General features: G+C 58.4%; 13 protein-coding genes. 2 read left to right on the forward strand and 11 right to left on the reverse strand.

What is annotated here, in order from left to right; translation table 11 throughout:
• The first annotated feature begins 92 nt into the window (after positions 1 to 92).
• Complete coding sequence (locus tag K3754_RS14370; protein ID WP_259938167.1) at positions 93 to 2027, forward strand: DUF4214 domain-containing protein; 1935 nt, start codon at positions 93 to 95, stop codon at positions 2025 to 2027.
• 65 nt (positions 2028 to 2092) lie between these two features.
• On the opposite strand, the gene hpaH is transcribed toward K3754_RS14370, so the two are convergent.
• From hpaH to K3754_RS14400, 6 genes are all read right to left on the reverse strand, one after another.
• Positions 2093 to 2893 carry a 2-oxo-hept-4-ene-1,7-dioate hydratase gene (hpaH, locus tag K3754_RS14375; RefSeq protein WP_259938168.1) on the reverse strand — a complete coding sequence of 267 codons (801 nt, stop codon included), beginning with the start codon at positions 2891 to 2893 and terminating at the stop codon, positions 2093 to 2095.
• On the reverse strand, positions 2890 to 3744 hold the full coding sequence (locus K3754_RS14380; RefSeq protein ID WP_259938169.1) for a fumarylacetoacetate hydrolase family protein: 855 nt from the start codon (positions 3742 to 3744) through the stop codon (positions 2890 to 2892). Before K3754_RS14380 ends, hpaH begins: the two co-directional genes overlap by 4 nt.
• Positions 3741 to 5138: a pyridoxal-dependent decarboxylase gene (locus K3754_RS14385; protein WP_259938170.1), complete on the reverse strand. Its 1398-nt coding sequence runs from the start codon at positions 5136 to 5138 to the stop codon at positions 3741 to 3743. The genes K3754_RS14380 and K3754_RS14385 overlap by 4 nt, the downstream gene beginning before the upstream one ends.
• 74 nt (positions 5139 to 5212) lie before the next feature.
• Positions 5213 to 6196, reverse strand: a complete 984-nt coding sequence (hpaD, locus tag K3754_RS14390) for a 3,4-dihydroxyphenylacetate 2,3-dioxygenase (protein WP_259938171.1) — start codon at positions 6194 to 6196, stop codon at positions 5213 to 5215.
• A gap of 12 nt (positions 6197 to 6208) precedes the next feature.
• On the reverse strand, positions 6209 to 7720 hold the full coding sequence (hpaE, locus tag K3754_RS14395; protein ID WP_259938172.1) for a 5-carboxymethyl-2-hydroxymuconate semialdehyde dehydrogenase: 1512 nt from the start codon (positions 7718 to 7720) through the stop codon (positions 6209 to 6211).
• On the reverse strand, positions 7717 to 8106 hold the full coding sequence (locus K3754_RS14400) for a 5-carboxymethyl-2-hydroxymuconate Delta-isomerase (RefSeq protein ID WP_259938173.1): 390 nt from the start codon (positions 8104 to 8106) through the stop codon (positions 7717 to 7719). Before K3754_RS14400 ends, hpaE begins: the two co-directional genes overlap by 4 nt.
• A gap of 213 nt (positions 8107 to 8319) precedes the next feature.
• Between K3754_RS14400 and hpaR the strand changes: the two genes are divergently transcribed.
• Entirely contained in the window at positions 8320 to 8757 is a 438-nt protein-coding gene (hpaR, locus tag K3754_RS14405) for a homoprotocatechuate degradation operon regulator HpaR (protein WP_203210445.1), read from the forward strand.
• On the opposite strand, the gene K3754_RS14410 is transcribed toward hpaR, so the two are convergent.
• The 5 genes from K3754_RS14410 to K3754_RS14430 form a co-directional block, all read right to left on the reverse strand.
• Complete coding sequence (locus tag K3754_RS14410; protein ID WP_259938174.1) at positions 8749 to 9975, reverse strand: Tm-1-like ATP-binding domain-containing protein; 1227 nt, start codon at positions 9973 to 9975, stop codon at positions 8749 to 8751. The two genes, hpaR and K3754_RS14410, sit on opposite strands and share 9 nt — an antisense overlap.
• Before the next feature lie 11 nt (positions 9976 to 9986).
• Entirely contained in the window at positions 9987 to 11471 is a 1485-nt protein-coding gene (locus K3754_RS14415) for an aldehyde dehydrogenase (protein ID WP_259938175.1), read from the reverse strand.
• Positions 11472 to 11475: 4 nt separating this feature from the next.
• Positions 11476 to 12993, reverse strand: a complete 1518-nt coding sequence (locus tag K3754_RS14420) for a tripartite tricarboxylate transporter permease (RefSeq protein ID WP_259938176.1) — start codon at positions 12991 to 12993, stop codon at positions 11476 to 11478.
• 12 nt (positions 12994 to 13005) lie between these two features.
• Positions 13006 to 13545 carry a tripartite tricarboxylate transporter TctB family protein gene (locus K3754_RS14425; protein ID WP_203210441.1) on the reverse strand — a complete coding sequence of 180 codons (540 nt, stop codon included), beginning with the start codon at positions 13543 to 13545 and terminating at the stop codon, positions 13006 to 13008.
• 65 nt (positions 13546 to 13610) lie between these two features.
• Positions 13611 to 14555, reverse strand: a complete 945-nt coding sequence (locus K3754_RS14430) for a tripartite tricarboxylate transporter substrate binding protein (protein ID WP_259938177.1) — start codon at positions 14553 to 14555, stop codon at positions 13611 to 13613.
• Positions 14556 to 14566: the final 11 nt, after the last annotated feature.

Raw genomic sequence — 14566 nt, forward strand, 5'->3', positions numbered from 1 at the left:
GTCGACGCGGCGCACCAAATCCAAGGTGACGACGGTGCCAAAGCTGGTGTAGAGAGAAACCAGTACGATTGCTTGTGTTAAGGAACTGCGCTGTGAACCCGCTTGACCAATTTGAAACCCAATTCAATGCGTCCTATGCGCAGCTTCGCAGTCTATTGCAGGTCACCAGCCAGCCCTTGCCCCCTGTTATTGACGATGCTTTGAGCCTGACTGTCAGTGAATACCTGGCCTCGCTAGACGCCTCGGAACAGGCGCTGCGGGACATTCCGGTGGCGACCTTGGTCAACCTGTTCTCTTTTATTTCCCAGCAGGTCGATGCGGAAGCCTTGGCGATTGTTCAGGCCTTGATTGATCAAGACTACGACACCGCGTTTGCCGCCATCAATGCGGGGCGGTCTTTCGTTGCGAATGCCGCGCCGGATGTCACGATGGAGGCGTTTATCATCTCCATTAATCCCGACTACGATTTTGGCAACGGCACCGGCGGTGGAAAAACCGAGATTGAGCAATTGTTTGCCTCCTACCAGGATCGGCTGGATGCTTTTTTGTGGTCTGAGGATGAGGCGGGCTATACCTCTCCCACTTTCATTGTCGATGATGCGACAGGTGCATGGGCCTCGACCGACACTGGCAATGGCAGTGTCACCGGCGCCACCTTGGATGCCCTTTTTGGCCAGCTTGGCGAGGCGGCGGTATTGGCGCTGCTGTCGGACCTCAATGAACAGGATGGCGTGATCGACGTATTGGTGTCTCAAGGAGCAGAACCCGAGGATTTTGATGCGGCCATCGTTGCCGCCAAGACCGCGGCGTCGCAAGCACTGCAAAGCCTGCAATCCTTTGGCGCACAGATGACGGATCAAGGGGCTGCAAGCGCTGCGGGTTTTGAGGCACAGGCAAATGCGCAGTCTCAGGCGCTAGTCGCGGCTTTGGTCACCGCCCTGCCCGGCCTGGATGGCGCTTTGGACGATCTGATCATCGGGTCGCGCAACTCCAACCCAAGCTTTGTGGTCAGCACGAATGGAGCCGCCGCCGGGTCAGAGTCCGGCGACTGGTTCTACTTGACCGGGGAGGGCGACGCCTTCGATGGGGGCATCGGTGATGACATTATTTTTGGTTTTGGCGGTGCGGACCAACTGATTGGCAATGCAGGCAATGATAACCTGTTTGGCGGCAAGGGCGACGACACCCTCGATGGTGGTGATGGAACCGGCGATGTGGCGCATTTTGACGCCGGAATGGGCCGCTACACCCTACGGCTGGCACAGGATGGCACGATCTTTGCTGAAGACCGGATGACGGACGGCCAAGGGACCGATAGCCTGACAGGTGTGGAAACCCTCGCGTTTTCGAGCGGCGTGAGCATTTTTGACGACGGCACCCTTGATCTGTCTATCATCGAGGGCATCACCGGCTTGAACGCCGATGAGATCAACACATTCGTCGAACTCTATATCGCCTATTTCAACCGCGCGCCGGACGCGCTTGGCCTGTACTTCTGGGGATCGGCCTTTGCAGATGGCACGACCCTTGAACAAGCCGCGACCTTCTTTCTTGACCAAGAAGAAACGCGGGCAACCTATGCGCCGGACGCCAGCAACCTTGAGTTTGCCATGCAGGTCTATGCCAATGTGCTGGGCCGCACCGCTGATCAGGCTGGGCTCGACTTCTGGGTCGGCCAATTGGACAGTGGCGGGGTTGGCCGTGACGCGTTTATCCTTGAGGTGTTGCGCGGCGCCAAAGCCGAGCCGCCACAAGACGCCAGTCAGGAATTTGTGGATTTGCAGTTGCAGGATCAAAGCTATCTCAGCACCAAGACAGACATTGGAACTTACTACGCCGTGATCAAAGGCCTGTCCGATGTGGATGATGCGGCCGCCGCTATGCAGCTTTTTGTGCGCGGCGACGACAGCAGTGTAGATGCCGCCGTTGCGGCTATTGATGCCGACTATGCCCAAGCAGTGACAGCCGACAGTGGCACATTGATTTTGCAGCTCGTCGGTGTTGTCGATGATGCGTTTCTCGCCTGATCCGGCCAATTGCCTATCGTAGGGCTACGATGATGCGGCAGGCGGAAAATGGCCAATCCATTCCGCTATTCAAACGCCAGATCCACCCGCCCAAAGGCACCAAAATCGGCAGCGATCCTTGTGCCGCTGGGGCATTCCACCGGGCGGATGAAACTGCCCGACAGGATGACCTGCCCCGGTTCGATGCTTTGCCCGTATTGCGCCATGCGGCGCGCCAGCCAGACGACGCTTTCGACCGGATCGTTCAAGACCCCCGCGCCAAGGCCGGTTTCTTCGACCTCGCCATTGCGACTGGTAATCGCGCCGACCCAGCGCAGATCGAAGGCATCCACCGCGTGACGCTCTGCCCCCAGCGCCACGCCCGCATTGGCGGCATTGTCGCTGATCGTGTCAAAGATCTTGCGGCTTTGGCCGGTTTCAGGATCGGCGCGGATGATCCGTGTGTCCAGAATTTCAATCGACGGCGCGACGTAGTCGGTTGCGGCGAGAACAGCCTGCCGCGTCACATCCGCGCCGCCCAAGGGCGCCTTGAGGACAAAGGCAATCTCGGCCTCGATCCGAGGCTGGATAAAGCGGCCTTTGGGGATCATCGCGCCGGTTTCAAACATCATGTCGTCAAACAGGATACCACTGTCCGGGATGTCGATGTTCAACGCATATTGCATTGCCTTGGACGTCAATCCGATTTTCCAGCCCGTGACCCTGCGCCCTTGCTCCAGCTTGGCGTGGTAGATCGCGTTCTGGATTGCATAGGCATCATCCATCCCCATTTCGGGGTGGCGTTTGGTGAGCAGGCCAATCTGCTTGCCGGTCGCTTCGGCGTTCAAAAGATCGGCAGCGGCGATCTGGTGGTCTTGTGGGGTCATATCGCTTCGTCCTCGACGGTGTTGCGCAGGGTGCCGATGCCGTTCACCTCGACCTCGACCACATCACCCGGTGCGAGGTACTGCGGCGGATCAAGCCGCGCGCCGGAGCCTGTGGGCGTGCCGGTGACGATAATATCGCCGGGCTGCAGGGTCATGAAGGTCGAGATATATTCGATCTCGCGGCGGATGGGGTGCATCATGCGCGACAGCACATCATCCTGCCGGACCTCGCCATTCACGCGTGTAATAATCCGCGCATCGTCCAACTGCGATGCATCGCGGAAAGGCACTAGCCACGGGCCAATCGCCCCGGAGCGATCCCAGTTCTTGCCTTGCGTCACATTGAATTTCGCGTGACGCACCCAATCGCGGATTGTCCCTTCATTACACAAGGTCAGCGCGGCAATATGATCATAGGCATCCCTTTGGGCAATCCGGCGGCCCGCTTTGCCGATCACAATCGCAACCTCGCCCTCGTAGTCCAGCATGTGGCTTTCGGGCGGGCGGATCAGCGGGCGATCATGACCAGTGAAACCACTGGCAAAGCGTGGAAACAGCGACATGAATTTGGGTTGGTCGCTGCCGTCCTTGTATTCAGCATTGCGGTCGGGGAAGTTCACCCCAACGCAGAGAATGCGCGGCGCATCCGGCAGAACCATTTCATATTGGAATACCTGATGTTTCGGGCTTTGCCCCTGTGCGGCGTCCTCCAGATCCTTCAGCCCACCGGCCTTAACCACGTCCAAAAGGCTGGCCCATTGCGGAAAGGCATCGCCCAGCGGGATCATCCCGCCTTCAACCGCGGCGCCATAGTGCATCTCCCCATCGGCAGTGTATGTCGCAAACCTCATTGCATCTTCCCCCAAACGTCACGGATCACCGTTTCCGCCATCATCACATCTGCGCGGGTTGTGTCGAATTGTCCGACTTGAAAGCGGATGATCTTGCGCCCCTGAAAGCTGCCTTGCGTGACATAGATCCGGCCATCGTCATTCAGCGCGTCAACAAGGTGTTGCTGATCTTCATCCGCCCCCGGACAGCGGAAAGAAAACAAGCTCAGGATCGGTTCCGTCACGATCTCGAACCCGTCCAGTTTTCGGATCGCCTCGCAGACCTCGCCCGCCCAAAGGATGTGATTGCGAATGCGGCTGCGCAGCCCGTCCAACCCGTAAGACCGGATCAAGAACCATATCTTGAGCGCCCGAAACCGGCGGCCGAGCGGGATGGTCCATTCGGAATAATTGGTCACGCTTTCGCCCGTGGTCTTGAGATATTCAGGCTCGATCTTCAGCGTATTCAGTTGCGGTTGTGCGTCGCGCAAGAATTGCACTGAACAGTCAAACTGTGCGCCCAGCCATTTGTGCGGATTAAACACGATGCTGTCAAAGCCATCCACATCGGCCCAGAACTCCGCCTGCAATTCGGGACAAATCATCGCCGCACCGGCCCATGCTGCATCCAGATGGGTGTAAAGATCTTCGGTTCTGGCGATCTTCAGAATGGGGCCAAGGGTATCACAAGCCCCGATGCCGGTGCCACCGGTGATCGCGATTATGCCAGCAGGGGTATGGCCCGCGGCGCGGTCCGCGGTGATGGCCGCTTGCAAGGCGGCGGCATCCATTCCGTGGCGCGGGCCGGTGGCCGGGATCTTGACCAGATTGGCCTGCCCGATGCCCGACACCCAACAGGCGCGATCAATCGAGGAATGCACCTGATCGGAACAATATATCCGCAGGTGCCCCTTGCCCGCGATGCCATCACGGTTGCCGGTGTATCCCGTGGCCCGTTCACGCATTGTCAAGACTGCCGACAGCGTCGCCGATGATGCGCTGTCCTGAATGACGCCGGTAAATCCCTCGCCCAGCCCAAGCGCCTGACGCAGCCATTGTACCATGACGGTTTCAACCTCGGTCGCGGCGGGGGAGGTCTGCCAAAGCATACATTGCGAGGCGATGGTGGTGACCAGCATTTCCGCCAGCATCGAGGGCGGCGCGGCATTGGCAGGGAAATAGGCGAAAAAACGTGGGTGCTGCCAATGGGTAATCCCCGGCATGACGATGTTCTCGAAATCCGCCATGATACGGTCCATCGCTTCCGCACCATCCGGCGGCGCTTGTGGTAATTGCGCTGCGGTCTCGCCAAAAGCGGTTTGCGCCCGCACGGGGCGGTCCCGCAGGGTTTTGTGATAGTCTGCTGACCAGTCAGAAATATGCTTGCCCCAATGGGCGAATTCATCCCAATCCATGGGGAGCCTCCGGTGTTTTAGCCATTGCTGACTTTAGGTTGGCCGCAGGTCAATGCCGGGCGGCTGTGGCACACTCAGGGTGCGATGATCGGGCTGGCCTCAATATCGGACTCCTTGGTGTCCACACCCACAAAACTGCTGCCATGCTTAAACCAGCTTTCGGGCGCTGCCGCCCCCCAAAGGGTTTGGCGCTGCGGGTCTTGCAGATCCCATTTGATCGGCTCCAGATCCGGATCAACGGTCTGATAATCCGAGCAATAGATCTCGATCCGGTGGCCGTCCGGGTCCAGCACATAAAGGAAAAAGGCGTTTGAAATGCCATGCCGCCCCGGTCCGCGTTCGATGTTGTCCACATATCCGGTGGTGGCCATCAGATCGAGCAGGTCGATGATATTCATCGGGGTCGGCACCCAGAATGCCACATGATGCATGCGCGGCCCCGTGCCATTGGTAAACGCCATGTCATGCACACCGCCCTTGCGGTGCATCCATGCCGCCCAAAGCCGCTTGCTGTCTTCATCTTCGGTGTATTCCGTCACGCGAAAGCCAAAGTCACTATAGAAGGCAACAGAGGCATCTACGTCATGAGAAAAGCAATTGAAATGGTCGATCCGCAAGGGTTTGACCCCGCGATAGAGCGCATATTTCTGATGGATCGGCGCAAGGCGGTCCATCTTGTGATAGAACTCAAGCGGTATGCCCATGTTGTCCGAGGTCAGCAAAGTGCGCCCCTGATAGGGCCGTTCCACCCATGATGTCGGGCGCCCCTTGGCGTTGAAATAGGCTTCGGCCTTGTCCAGATCATCTTCGTCAAAGGTCTTGAAACCCATCACCTCAACCGTGCCGGGTTGGTCGGATTTTTGCAGGATGATGCAGTGGTGCCCCCGTTCCTCCATCGCACGCAGGTAAATATGGCTGGCATCCTCATCGGTGACCTGAAGGCCAAGCGTATCGGTGTAGAACGCCTTGGATGCCGCGAGGTCTTTGACGTTCAAACAGAGATGAGACAGCCGGATCGTGTTGAAATCAGGGTAAAGGTTCGGGGCAGGTACAGGCATGGTCTGATCTCCTTACAACGCGCCAAGGCGGGTGATTTTATGCGCTCCGGTGGCGAAACCGATGTGTTTTTGCTCCATGTAGAAATCAAAGGACCAATCGCCGCCGTCCCGGCCAATACCGCTGGCCTTGACCCCGCCAAAGGGGGTGGGCAAGTGGCGGACATTCTCCGAATTCACCCAGATCATTCCCGCCTCCAGCGCGTCGGTAAAGCGCAGGGCCCGCGTCAGGTCATTCGTCCAAAGGTAGCCGGTCAGCCCATAGGCCGTGTCGTTGGCAAGGCGCAAAGCGTCTTCCTCGGTCTCAAAAGGGATGGAGGTCAAGACCGGGCCAAAAATCTCTTCTTGGGCGATGCGCATGTCGTTTCGCGCGTTGGTAAAGAGGGTCGGCTTGACAAAATACCCTTCGTCCCCGAGGGCCGCGCCTCCTGCCGCCGTTGTCGCGCCATCTTGGGCGGCAATGTCGAAATAGCTGGTGACCTTTTCAAAGTGTTCGCGACTGATCAGCGGGCCGATTTCCGTTTTGGGATCAAGGGGGTGTCCCACCTTGATGTTGTTCACCCGTTCAACCAGCTTGGCCTCGAATTCAGTGCGAATGCTGTCCTGAATCAACAGCCGCGAAGATGATGTGCACCGCTCGCCGTTGATCGAATAGATCATAAAAATCACCGCATCCAAAGCGCGTTCCAGATCCGCATCTTCAAAGACAATCACCGGGTTCTTGCCGCCCAGCTCAAGGTGGTTGCGTTTAAGGGTCTCTGCCCCCTGCTTGATGATCATCGATCCGGTGCGGCTTTCTCCGACAAAGGCGATGGCCTTGATATCGGGATGCTCACACAGCGCCTTGCCAGCGGTTTCGCCAAAACCGTTGACGGTGTTCAACACCCCCGGCGGCAGGCCCGCATCTTCGGCGATCTCGACCAGCAAACGCGCTGTCAGGGGGGAGGCCTCGGCAGGTTTGTGAACCACTGTGCATCCTGCGGCCAGCGCCGGCGCGATCTTCCAGGTGGACAGCATGAAGGGCGTGTTCCAAGGGGTGATCACGCCAACAGGGCCAATGGGTTTGCGCGTTGTGACATTCATCAAGGTCGGCGATTGCAGCAACTGACCGTCCCGCGCCTGCACCACCTGATCCGCAAAATAGCGGAAATTTTCCGCACCGCGCAGCGCGGCTTTGGACATGAACTTGAACGCCTGCCCGGTGTCCCAGCATTCGCATAAGGCAATCTCTTCGGCGCGGGCTTCGATCCCCTCGGCCACGCGGATCAGGATGCGCTTACGCTCGAGCGCGGGCATATCACGCCATGCCGGAAAGGCTTCAGCGGCGGCTTTGGCGGCGCGGTCTATGTCCTCGGCGCTGCCCTCTGCCACATCGCATATCACGGATTTATCGACCGGCGACAGGGTTTGGAACACACCCGCGCTGCCGATGCTGTCTTGTCCCGAAATCCGGTTGGCGATCCCGTTCTCTCGGAACCGCTGCAAATATCCGTCCAACTTCGCGATATTGTCTTCAAGCACGCTCATGCATTGTCCTCCAGATGGTCGCGGATGTTGCCGAATTTTGGGGATAGATCACCGTCAATATCGCGAATTTCCGCTGAAAGCGCGATAGAATGGCTGGCCATGGCCGGCGCTGCAAAATCCTTGAGCGCCGCAAAGATCGTTTCAATCGCATCGCGCTTTACCGCGTCACTGCGCCCTTCGCGGAGGCGCACCGACAGATCAATGTAGCCGTGTTTGGCATCCCCATCCGCCATCGCCACATGGTCCGCCTGCATGGCACGCACACGGATACCGGCCATGGGAAAGGTCTCAATCCCTGCAGCCGTTGCGCGGATCACCTCGCACAGCTGCGCGATGTCCAGAACCTCTTCGAGGTTGGCGGAATAGTCGATGTGGAAGTGTGGCACATACTTTCCTTAACATGTTAACAATTGTGATGTTAATAAATTCGCCGTTGTTTTGTCAAGCCCGGCTGCTGATCGTTTGTTCTCCTCATGCAGCAAAGTCCGCTTGCCAGCACAAGCACCCTTGGCATCGCGTCCCAAACCATTGATATTTCCCGGCATGGTCGCAAGCCATGCAGGGAATTTAATCCCGAGCCAAATCAATGTGAGTGCCCGATGACCAACCCGCTGCCTTCGACGTCCCGCTCCCTGCCCATTGCGTTGATCCGCGCCCGCGAGGGGGTCATGGCACCAATCCGCGAAATGCTGGCAGAGACCGGGATCACCGAACAGCAATGGCGGGTCTTGCGGGTGCTGGCCGAGCACGGATCGCTTGACACATCCACTTTGGCAGATCGGGCCAGCCTGCTGTTTCCCAGTCTCACCCGCATCGCCACAACGCTGCGCAACAAGGGGCTGATCACACAGACCCGCGACGAGGTCGACCGGCGGCGGCAATTGATCGCAATCACCGAAGCGGGGCAAAAAATCATTGACGACCGCGCCGATCAGGCCGCGCAGATCGTGGCGAATTTCAAGGCCACATTGGGCAGTGACAACTATGAAACCCTGCTGGACCTACTGGCGCAGCTTGATCCGGGGTCTTCAAACTAGCCCTTTGGCCCGCCAACCGTCCAGGATCTCCAAAGCCTTGTCCGCAAATCCGGCATCATTGATGTGGCAATCAAGACGATGCGCTTTGGCCTGTGACGGCAGGCCGCTTTCCAGCGCCGACAGAAACGCGGACAAACCCTGCGCGTCATGCAGATCTGCGCCTTCGCGATCCCATTCACCCAAGCCAAGCTCTGGCAGCAGAACCTCAACCGGAGCTTTGGCCGAAGCCAATTGAGTACAATGGGCTTGCGCCACCGCTATCCGCTCTGCCTCATTCAAGACCACAGAGGTCAAAAGCCGGTTGTGTTCGTGACTGGGGTGATCGGACCATTTGTCCGGCAGGGGTTGCCAGCCGACAATATCCACAAGATCGTAGCAGCCCGGCGCAACGATCTGCGGAGTGCCGTTTAAGCCCGCGTTGGTCAGCCGGTCCGCCCCCGCCGAGATGTTTGAGCCGTGAATATGGTTGCCCAGTTCCTGCGTGCAAAAGTCAAAGACACAGACAAACGCCCCCTGCCCTGCAAGACTTTCGAAAGCACGTCCTCCCATCCCCGTGGCGTGGAACACGGCCACCTCATATCCGCGTTCTTCCAAACCAGGCTTGAGCGGGATCACATACTTGAGCGCCGAGGTGCCAAGCGAGGTCATGCCGATCATCGGCTTGTCCGGATCAGGCATTTGCACCGCCCGCGCCGCGCCCAGCACCGCACCTGCCGCCTGACTGAGCGAGGCTTTGCAAACCGAATTGAGGCCATACAGCCCGCCAGCCCAAAGGATCATCTGCGTGTCTGCCGCCAACCGTTCTGCCGGGATCAGCGGTGAGAAAGACACGGTAGAGACAATGTATTTCGGCACACCAAGCGGCAAGGCCGTACACACATCCAGCGCCAGATCCGTACCCATCGTGCCGCCAAGCACGATCATCCCGTCAAAGGTCCGCTGCGCATAAAGCCGCGTTACCAGCATGGACGCACCTGCGGCCATGATCTGCATGGCATGGTTTTCATCGCCCGATGCAATCGCCTCTGCGATGGTGCTGCCGCCCTCTTGGGCGACGTCATATTTGGAGTAATCGCAAGGCGCCGAGGGATCGCCCAAAACGGAAACATCCATCGTCAGAACGCGCCCGCCCTGCGCCCGGATCACGTCCGCCAGAAATCCCAGTTCATCGTCTTTGGTGTCATAAGTGCCGATCACCAGAATGGTTTTCTCAGTCATATGCACCCCCTTCAGAGTTTGATCCAAGCGGTCTTCAGATTGATGTATTTCTCAATCGCATGGAGTGATTTGTCCGACCCATTCCCGGATTGCCCCACACCGCCCAGCGGCACAGTGCCATCAGCACCGCCATAGGTGTTCACATGCATCACTCCGGTTCGTACAGCACGGACCATGCGGTGGGCGCGGCTGAGGTTTGAAGTCCAGACCGCACCCGCCAACCCGTAGACCGTGCCGTTGGCCATCCGCACGGCGGCGTCCTCATCTTCGAACGGGGTGACGGCCAAGACCGGTCCGAACACCTCCTCTTGCGCCAGCGTCGCATCGGGCGCCACGCCTGTCACAATGGCGGGGTCCATGAAATAGCCGCCGGTCTCTTGCAGGATGCGACTGCCACCTCTGACAATGTCGCCGCCTTCCTGCTCCGCCTTGCGCAGAAAATCCAGATTTTGTTGCAACTGCCGCTCCGAATTCACCGCGCCGATGTTGGTGGACAGATCAAGTGGGTCACCAACCTTCATTGTCCCTGTGGCCCGGGCAACAGCGGCGACAAAATCATCGTGGATGGATGACTCGACCAAAAGACGCGATCCCGCGACACAGACCTGACCGGCGTTTCGAAAGATACCGGCAGCAGCAACTTTAGCCGCCTCATCCAGATTTGGGGCATCGGCAAAGATGATGTTGGGAGATTTGCCGCCCAGCTCAAGATAGACCCGCTTCATATTGGACCTTGCTGCATATTCCATCAGGCGGCGTCCCGTTGCGCCCGATCCTGTGAACACCAGGGCATCCACATCCATCGACAGGCCCAGTGCCTCGCCCACCACAGCGCCCGCACCCGTGACCGCGTTCAGAACACCGGGCGGCAATCCGGCCTCAAGCGCCAGATCGGCCACCCGCATCAGCGATAGCGATGCGCTCTCGGAGGGCTTCAGAACCACCGAATTGCCCATCGCCAGCGCCGGCCCCAACTTCCAAGCGCCGATCATCATCGGAAAGTTCCACGGAATGATCGCGCCAACCACGCCCACCGGTTCTTTGTGGATCAGGCCCAGAACATCGGATGATGTCGTCGCGATCTCGCCATAGATCTTGTCGAGTGCTTCGGCGTAATAGCGGATCGTGGCGGCGGCGGATCCCGGCTCGGCTTTTCGGGCCATGCTGATCTCAGTGCCATTGTCGCGCACACCCAGTACGGCGAGTTCAAGCGCATGGGCATCGATCAGATCGGCCCATTTCATCAGGACTTTCTTGCGGGCTGCGGGCGCTTGTCCGGCCCAGCGGCCATCCTCAAATGCCGCACGGGCCGATGCGATGGCCGCGTTCATGTCTGCCGCGGTGCCATTGGCGACCTGCGTCAACACCCGCCCATTGAGCGGCGACAGAACATCCATCAGCCCGCCATCAGACGCAGGCACATGCTTGCCCTCGATCAAGTGGTGGAACACCGGAACGGGCTGATCCCGCAATGCATTAATGCTGTTTTGATCCATGGGCCTACCGTGTTTGACTGTCGTGCATGTCGTGGTCCTCTTCGGGCTGATGGGCGCGAAACTCTTTGACCAGCGCACGGATGTGCAATGCGATCACCAATACGATGATCACGAAGAGGATAAAGGAAATGGGCCGGTCGATCATATCCAGCGGCGTCTTGAGGCGCGGCAGGGCCGAGCGCAGCTTGACCTCCATGATGCCGCCCAGAACCATTCCCAGAATGATCGGGACAATTGGCAGGTTCAGCCGCTTCAGGATCAGACCAAGCACACCGAACCCCGCCGAAATCATACAATCGGTCAGTGAATTGCGCAGTGAATAGACCCCCACAAAGGAAAGGATCAGGATCACCACCCCCAAAAACCGGGTTGGCACGCGAATGATCTTGGTGAGCAGATTTGTCGAGAACAGCAAGAACACCATCACGATCACATTGAGCAGGATCAGCGCGAAATAGAGCCCGTAAACCAGATCAATCTGGTTCTGGAAAAGCTGCGGTCCGGGGATGACATTGTGAATATAGAAAACCGATAGCATCATCGCGGTCAGCGCCTCACCAGGGATGCCCAGCGCCAGAAGCGGGATCATCGCGGCGGCGGGCACGGCGTTGTTGGCCGCCTCTGAAGCAATCAATCCTTCGGGGGATCCTTTGCCAAAGTCATCGGGCTTGGCAGAGGTCTTTTGTGCGTATGTGTAGCTCATGAATTGGGCGGTAAACTCACCCGTTCCGGGGATCATTCCCAAAAGCACCCCAAAGCTGGAGGACACCGTCGCCACCCGTTTGTGCTTGAGCAGCTCTTTGAATCCAGCAGTCAGTTTACCTGTCACCGGTTTTGCATCCGGGCTGCTGTCTGGTGCCGTCAGAAGGAAAAACGCCTGGCTCAGGGCAAAGAGACCCAGAACCACAACAATCAGATTGATACCCGAACTGAGGAACGAAAAGCCAAATGTGTAGCGCTGGGTATAGGTCACAGCGTCCAAACCCACGGTCTGTAAGAAGATGCCGAACATAGCCAGAAAACCGGCGGCAAAGATCTGTCCGCGATGGGCCAGGATCACCAGCAAAACACCCAGAAAGGCCGCGAGAAATATCTCGCGCGAGCCGAACATCGGGGCGATCATGGCAAGCACTGGAGACAGCAGGATCAAACACCCTATGCCAAAAATACCCCCCCAGAACGAGGCGCTATAGGCCAATGACAGGGCGCGGTGGCCCTCGCCCGCCTGCGTCATTGGATAGCCATCATAAGAGGTCAGCGCATTCACCGCCGTGCCCGGCGTGTTGATTAATATCGCCGGGATTGCGCCGCCGTACATCGACGAACCGTAGATACCCAGCAGCATCGTCAGCCCGACAATCGGATCAAGTGAGAAGGTCGCGGGCAGCAGGATGGCGATGGCCACTGCGGGGCCAACACCGGGGATCGCGCCGATGATCACCCCCCCGATGGAGCCAACCAACAGCGCAACCAACACATCCCATCGGGCCAGCATTTCAGCCCCGGCAAGCAGGTTTTCCATGACGTGATCCGATCAGAAATAGGTCAACATAAACGGGCGCAGCCCATCGGGCAGCATCTCGTAGATTTTTCCGGCAGGCAGGTTCACCCGCAGCAGGGTTTTGAACAGCAAAACGGTGATCAGCGCACTGACACCTGCCGCAACCAACATACGGGCGCTGCGGTATCCAACACGCACAGTCAGTAGCAACGCAAAAACCAGCGTTGTTGGCAGGTAGCCGCCCAAGGGAACAAGCGCGGCATAGGCAATAAACCATCCCGCATATTCCAGCGCAGCAAACCAGGTCCAAACCTCGCGCCAGCGTCCCTCGATCCGGTCCGACAGCGCCGAGCCCAGCAAGTGAAACGTCGCGAACCCGGCCATCCCGATCAGTGACACCGCAGGCCAGAACCGCGGTTGGGCAAACAACTTGCCGCGCGGTTTGTAGGCTGTTTGGTCAAACAGCTGTGACAACAGAAAGACCGAGACAATCAACATCACCCAAGCAAAAACGATATCGCCGGGACGGCGGTATCGCTTGAACAAGGATTGCAGCGTTTTGACGCGCGACATGGATCACCCCCAATGACCAGACAAACCGCCGGGCAAAAGATGTCGCCCGGCGGAATGCAGTTTGGTTATTCGGACAGCATACCTTCGATGCGGCCCATGGTCTCAATGTCTTTTTCGATCTGCGCGGCAACCTCATCCGCAGACTGCCAATAGACCAGCGCACCGGTTTCCGCCGCCAGCTTTTTCGCTCTGTCCGACATCATGGTTTTTTGCGCCACAGCGATGATCTTGTCGCGTGCGTCCTGCGGCGTATCGGCATGCACAAACAGACCGTTCCACAGGGCCACGTCCAGATCCGGCGCAAGCTCTGCCACTGTCGGGGCATCCGGTGTCAACGCGATCCGCTCTGATCCGATGGAGGCCAGCACTTTGACATCATCCAGACAGGGCAGGATCAGTTGTAACGTGGTGTTGATCACGTCCACATCGCCAGAGGCCAAAGTGTTGCAATCCAGCGCATCAAATGCGGCGTCTGAAGCATAGGAAAAGCCCATGGATTTTGCCAAGCCCAATGTGACCTGCGTTGGCACCAGTGGCGCACCGAAGTGGCCAAGCACCACGTCATTGTCTGCAGCATGGGCGGCCAAGCCCGCCATATCGTCATAGGGGGCATTGCCGCCCGCCGCGATCACAAAAGGATAGGTCAGAAAATTGCCCAGCGGCACAAAGGGATCGGGGTTCAGTTCGGGAATGCCGATCTGCGGACCAACCACTGGGATCGCGATAATGAAAGATCCAATGGTGTAGCCATCAGCGGGCGCATTGGCCACTTCGATTGCACCAGGGAAAGGGCCGCCGCCGCCGCCGGGTTTGTTCACCACGGCTGTGGGCACGCCGTAGGCCTCGGAAAAGTCCTCAGCAATCATGCGCGTCAAGACGTCCTCAAGATCGCCCGGAGGCCAAGGGACAACAAATTCTACCGGCTTTTCGGGGTATTCGGCCTGTGCAGTTCCGGCAACGGCAGTCATAGCCAAGGCCAAAGCCGTCACGGACATTGAAAATCTATTCATTGGTTTCTCCC

This window comes from Sulfitobacter sp. M368 (assembly GCF_025141875.1).
In the GTDB taxonomy this organism is placed as follows: Bacteria; Pseudomonadota; Alphaproteobacteria; order Rhodobacterales; family Rhodobacteraceae; genus Sulfitobacter; species Sulfitobacter mediterraneus_A.

Bases quoted from the DNA above. Each gene is read 5' to 3' on its own strand.
- hpaR (WP_203210445.1), top strand. From the start codon at position 8,320: ATGACCAACCCGCTGCCTTCGACGTCCCGCTCCCTGCCCATTGCGTTG.
- K3754_RS14380 (WP_259938169.1), bottom strand. From the start codon at position 3,744: ATGAGGTTTGCGACATACACTGCCGATGGGGAGATGCACTATGGCGCC.
- hpaH (WP_259938168.1), bottom strand. From the start codon at position 2,893: ATGACCCCACAAGACCACCAGATCGCCGCTGCCGATCTTTTGAACGCC.
- K3754_RS14385 (WP_259938170.1), bottom strand. From the start codon at position 5,138: ATGGATTGGGATGAATTCGCCCATTGGGGCAAGCATATTTCTGACTGG.
- hpaD (WP_259938171.1), bottom strand. From the start codon at position 6,196: ATGCCTGTACCTGCCCCGAACCTTTACCCTGATTTCAACACGATCCGG.
- K3754_RS14420 (WP_259938176.1), bottom strand. From the start codon at position 12,993: ATGGAAAACCTGCTTGCCGGGGCTGAAATGCTGGCCCGATGGGATGTG.
- K3754_RS14430 (WP_259938177.1), bottom strand. From the start codon at position 14,555: ATGAATAGATTTTCAATGTCCGTGACGGCTTTGGCCTTGGCTATGACT.
- K3754_RS14425 (WP_203210441.1), bottom strand. From the start codon at position 13,545: ATGTCGCGCGTCAAAACGCTGCAATCCTTGTTCAAGCGATACCGCCGT.
- K3754_RS14410 (WP_259938174.1), bottom strand. From the start codon at position 9,975: ATGACTGAGAAAACCATTCTGGTGATCGGCACTTATGACACCAAAGAC.
- hpaE (WP_259938172.1), bottom strand. From the start codon at position 7,720: ATGAGCGTGCTTGAAGACAATATCGCGAAGTTGGACGGATATTTGCAG.
- K3754_RS14415 (WP_259938175.1), bottom strand. From the start codon at position 11,471: ATGGATCAAAACAGCATTAATGCATTGCGGGATCAGCCCGTTCCGGTG.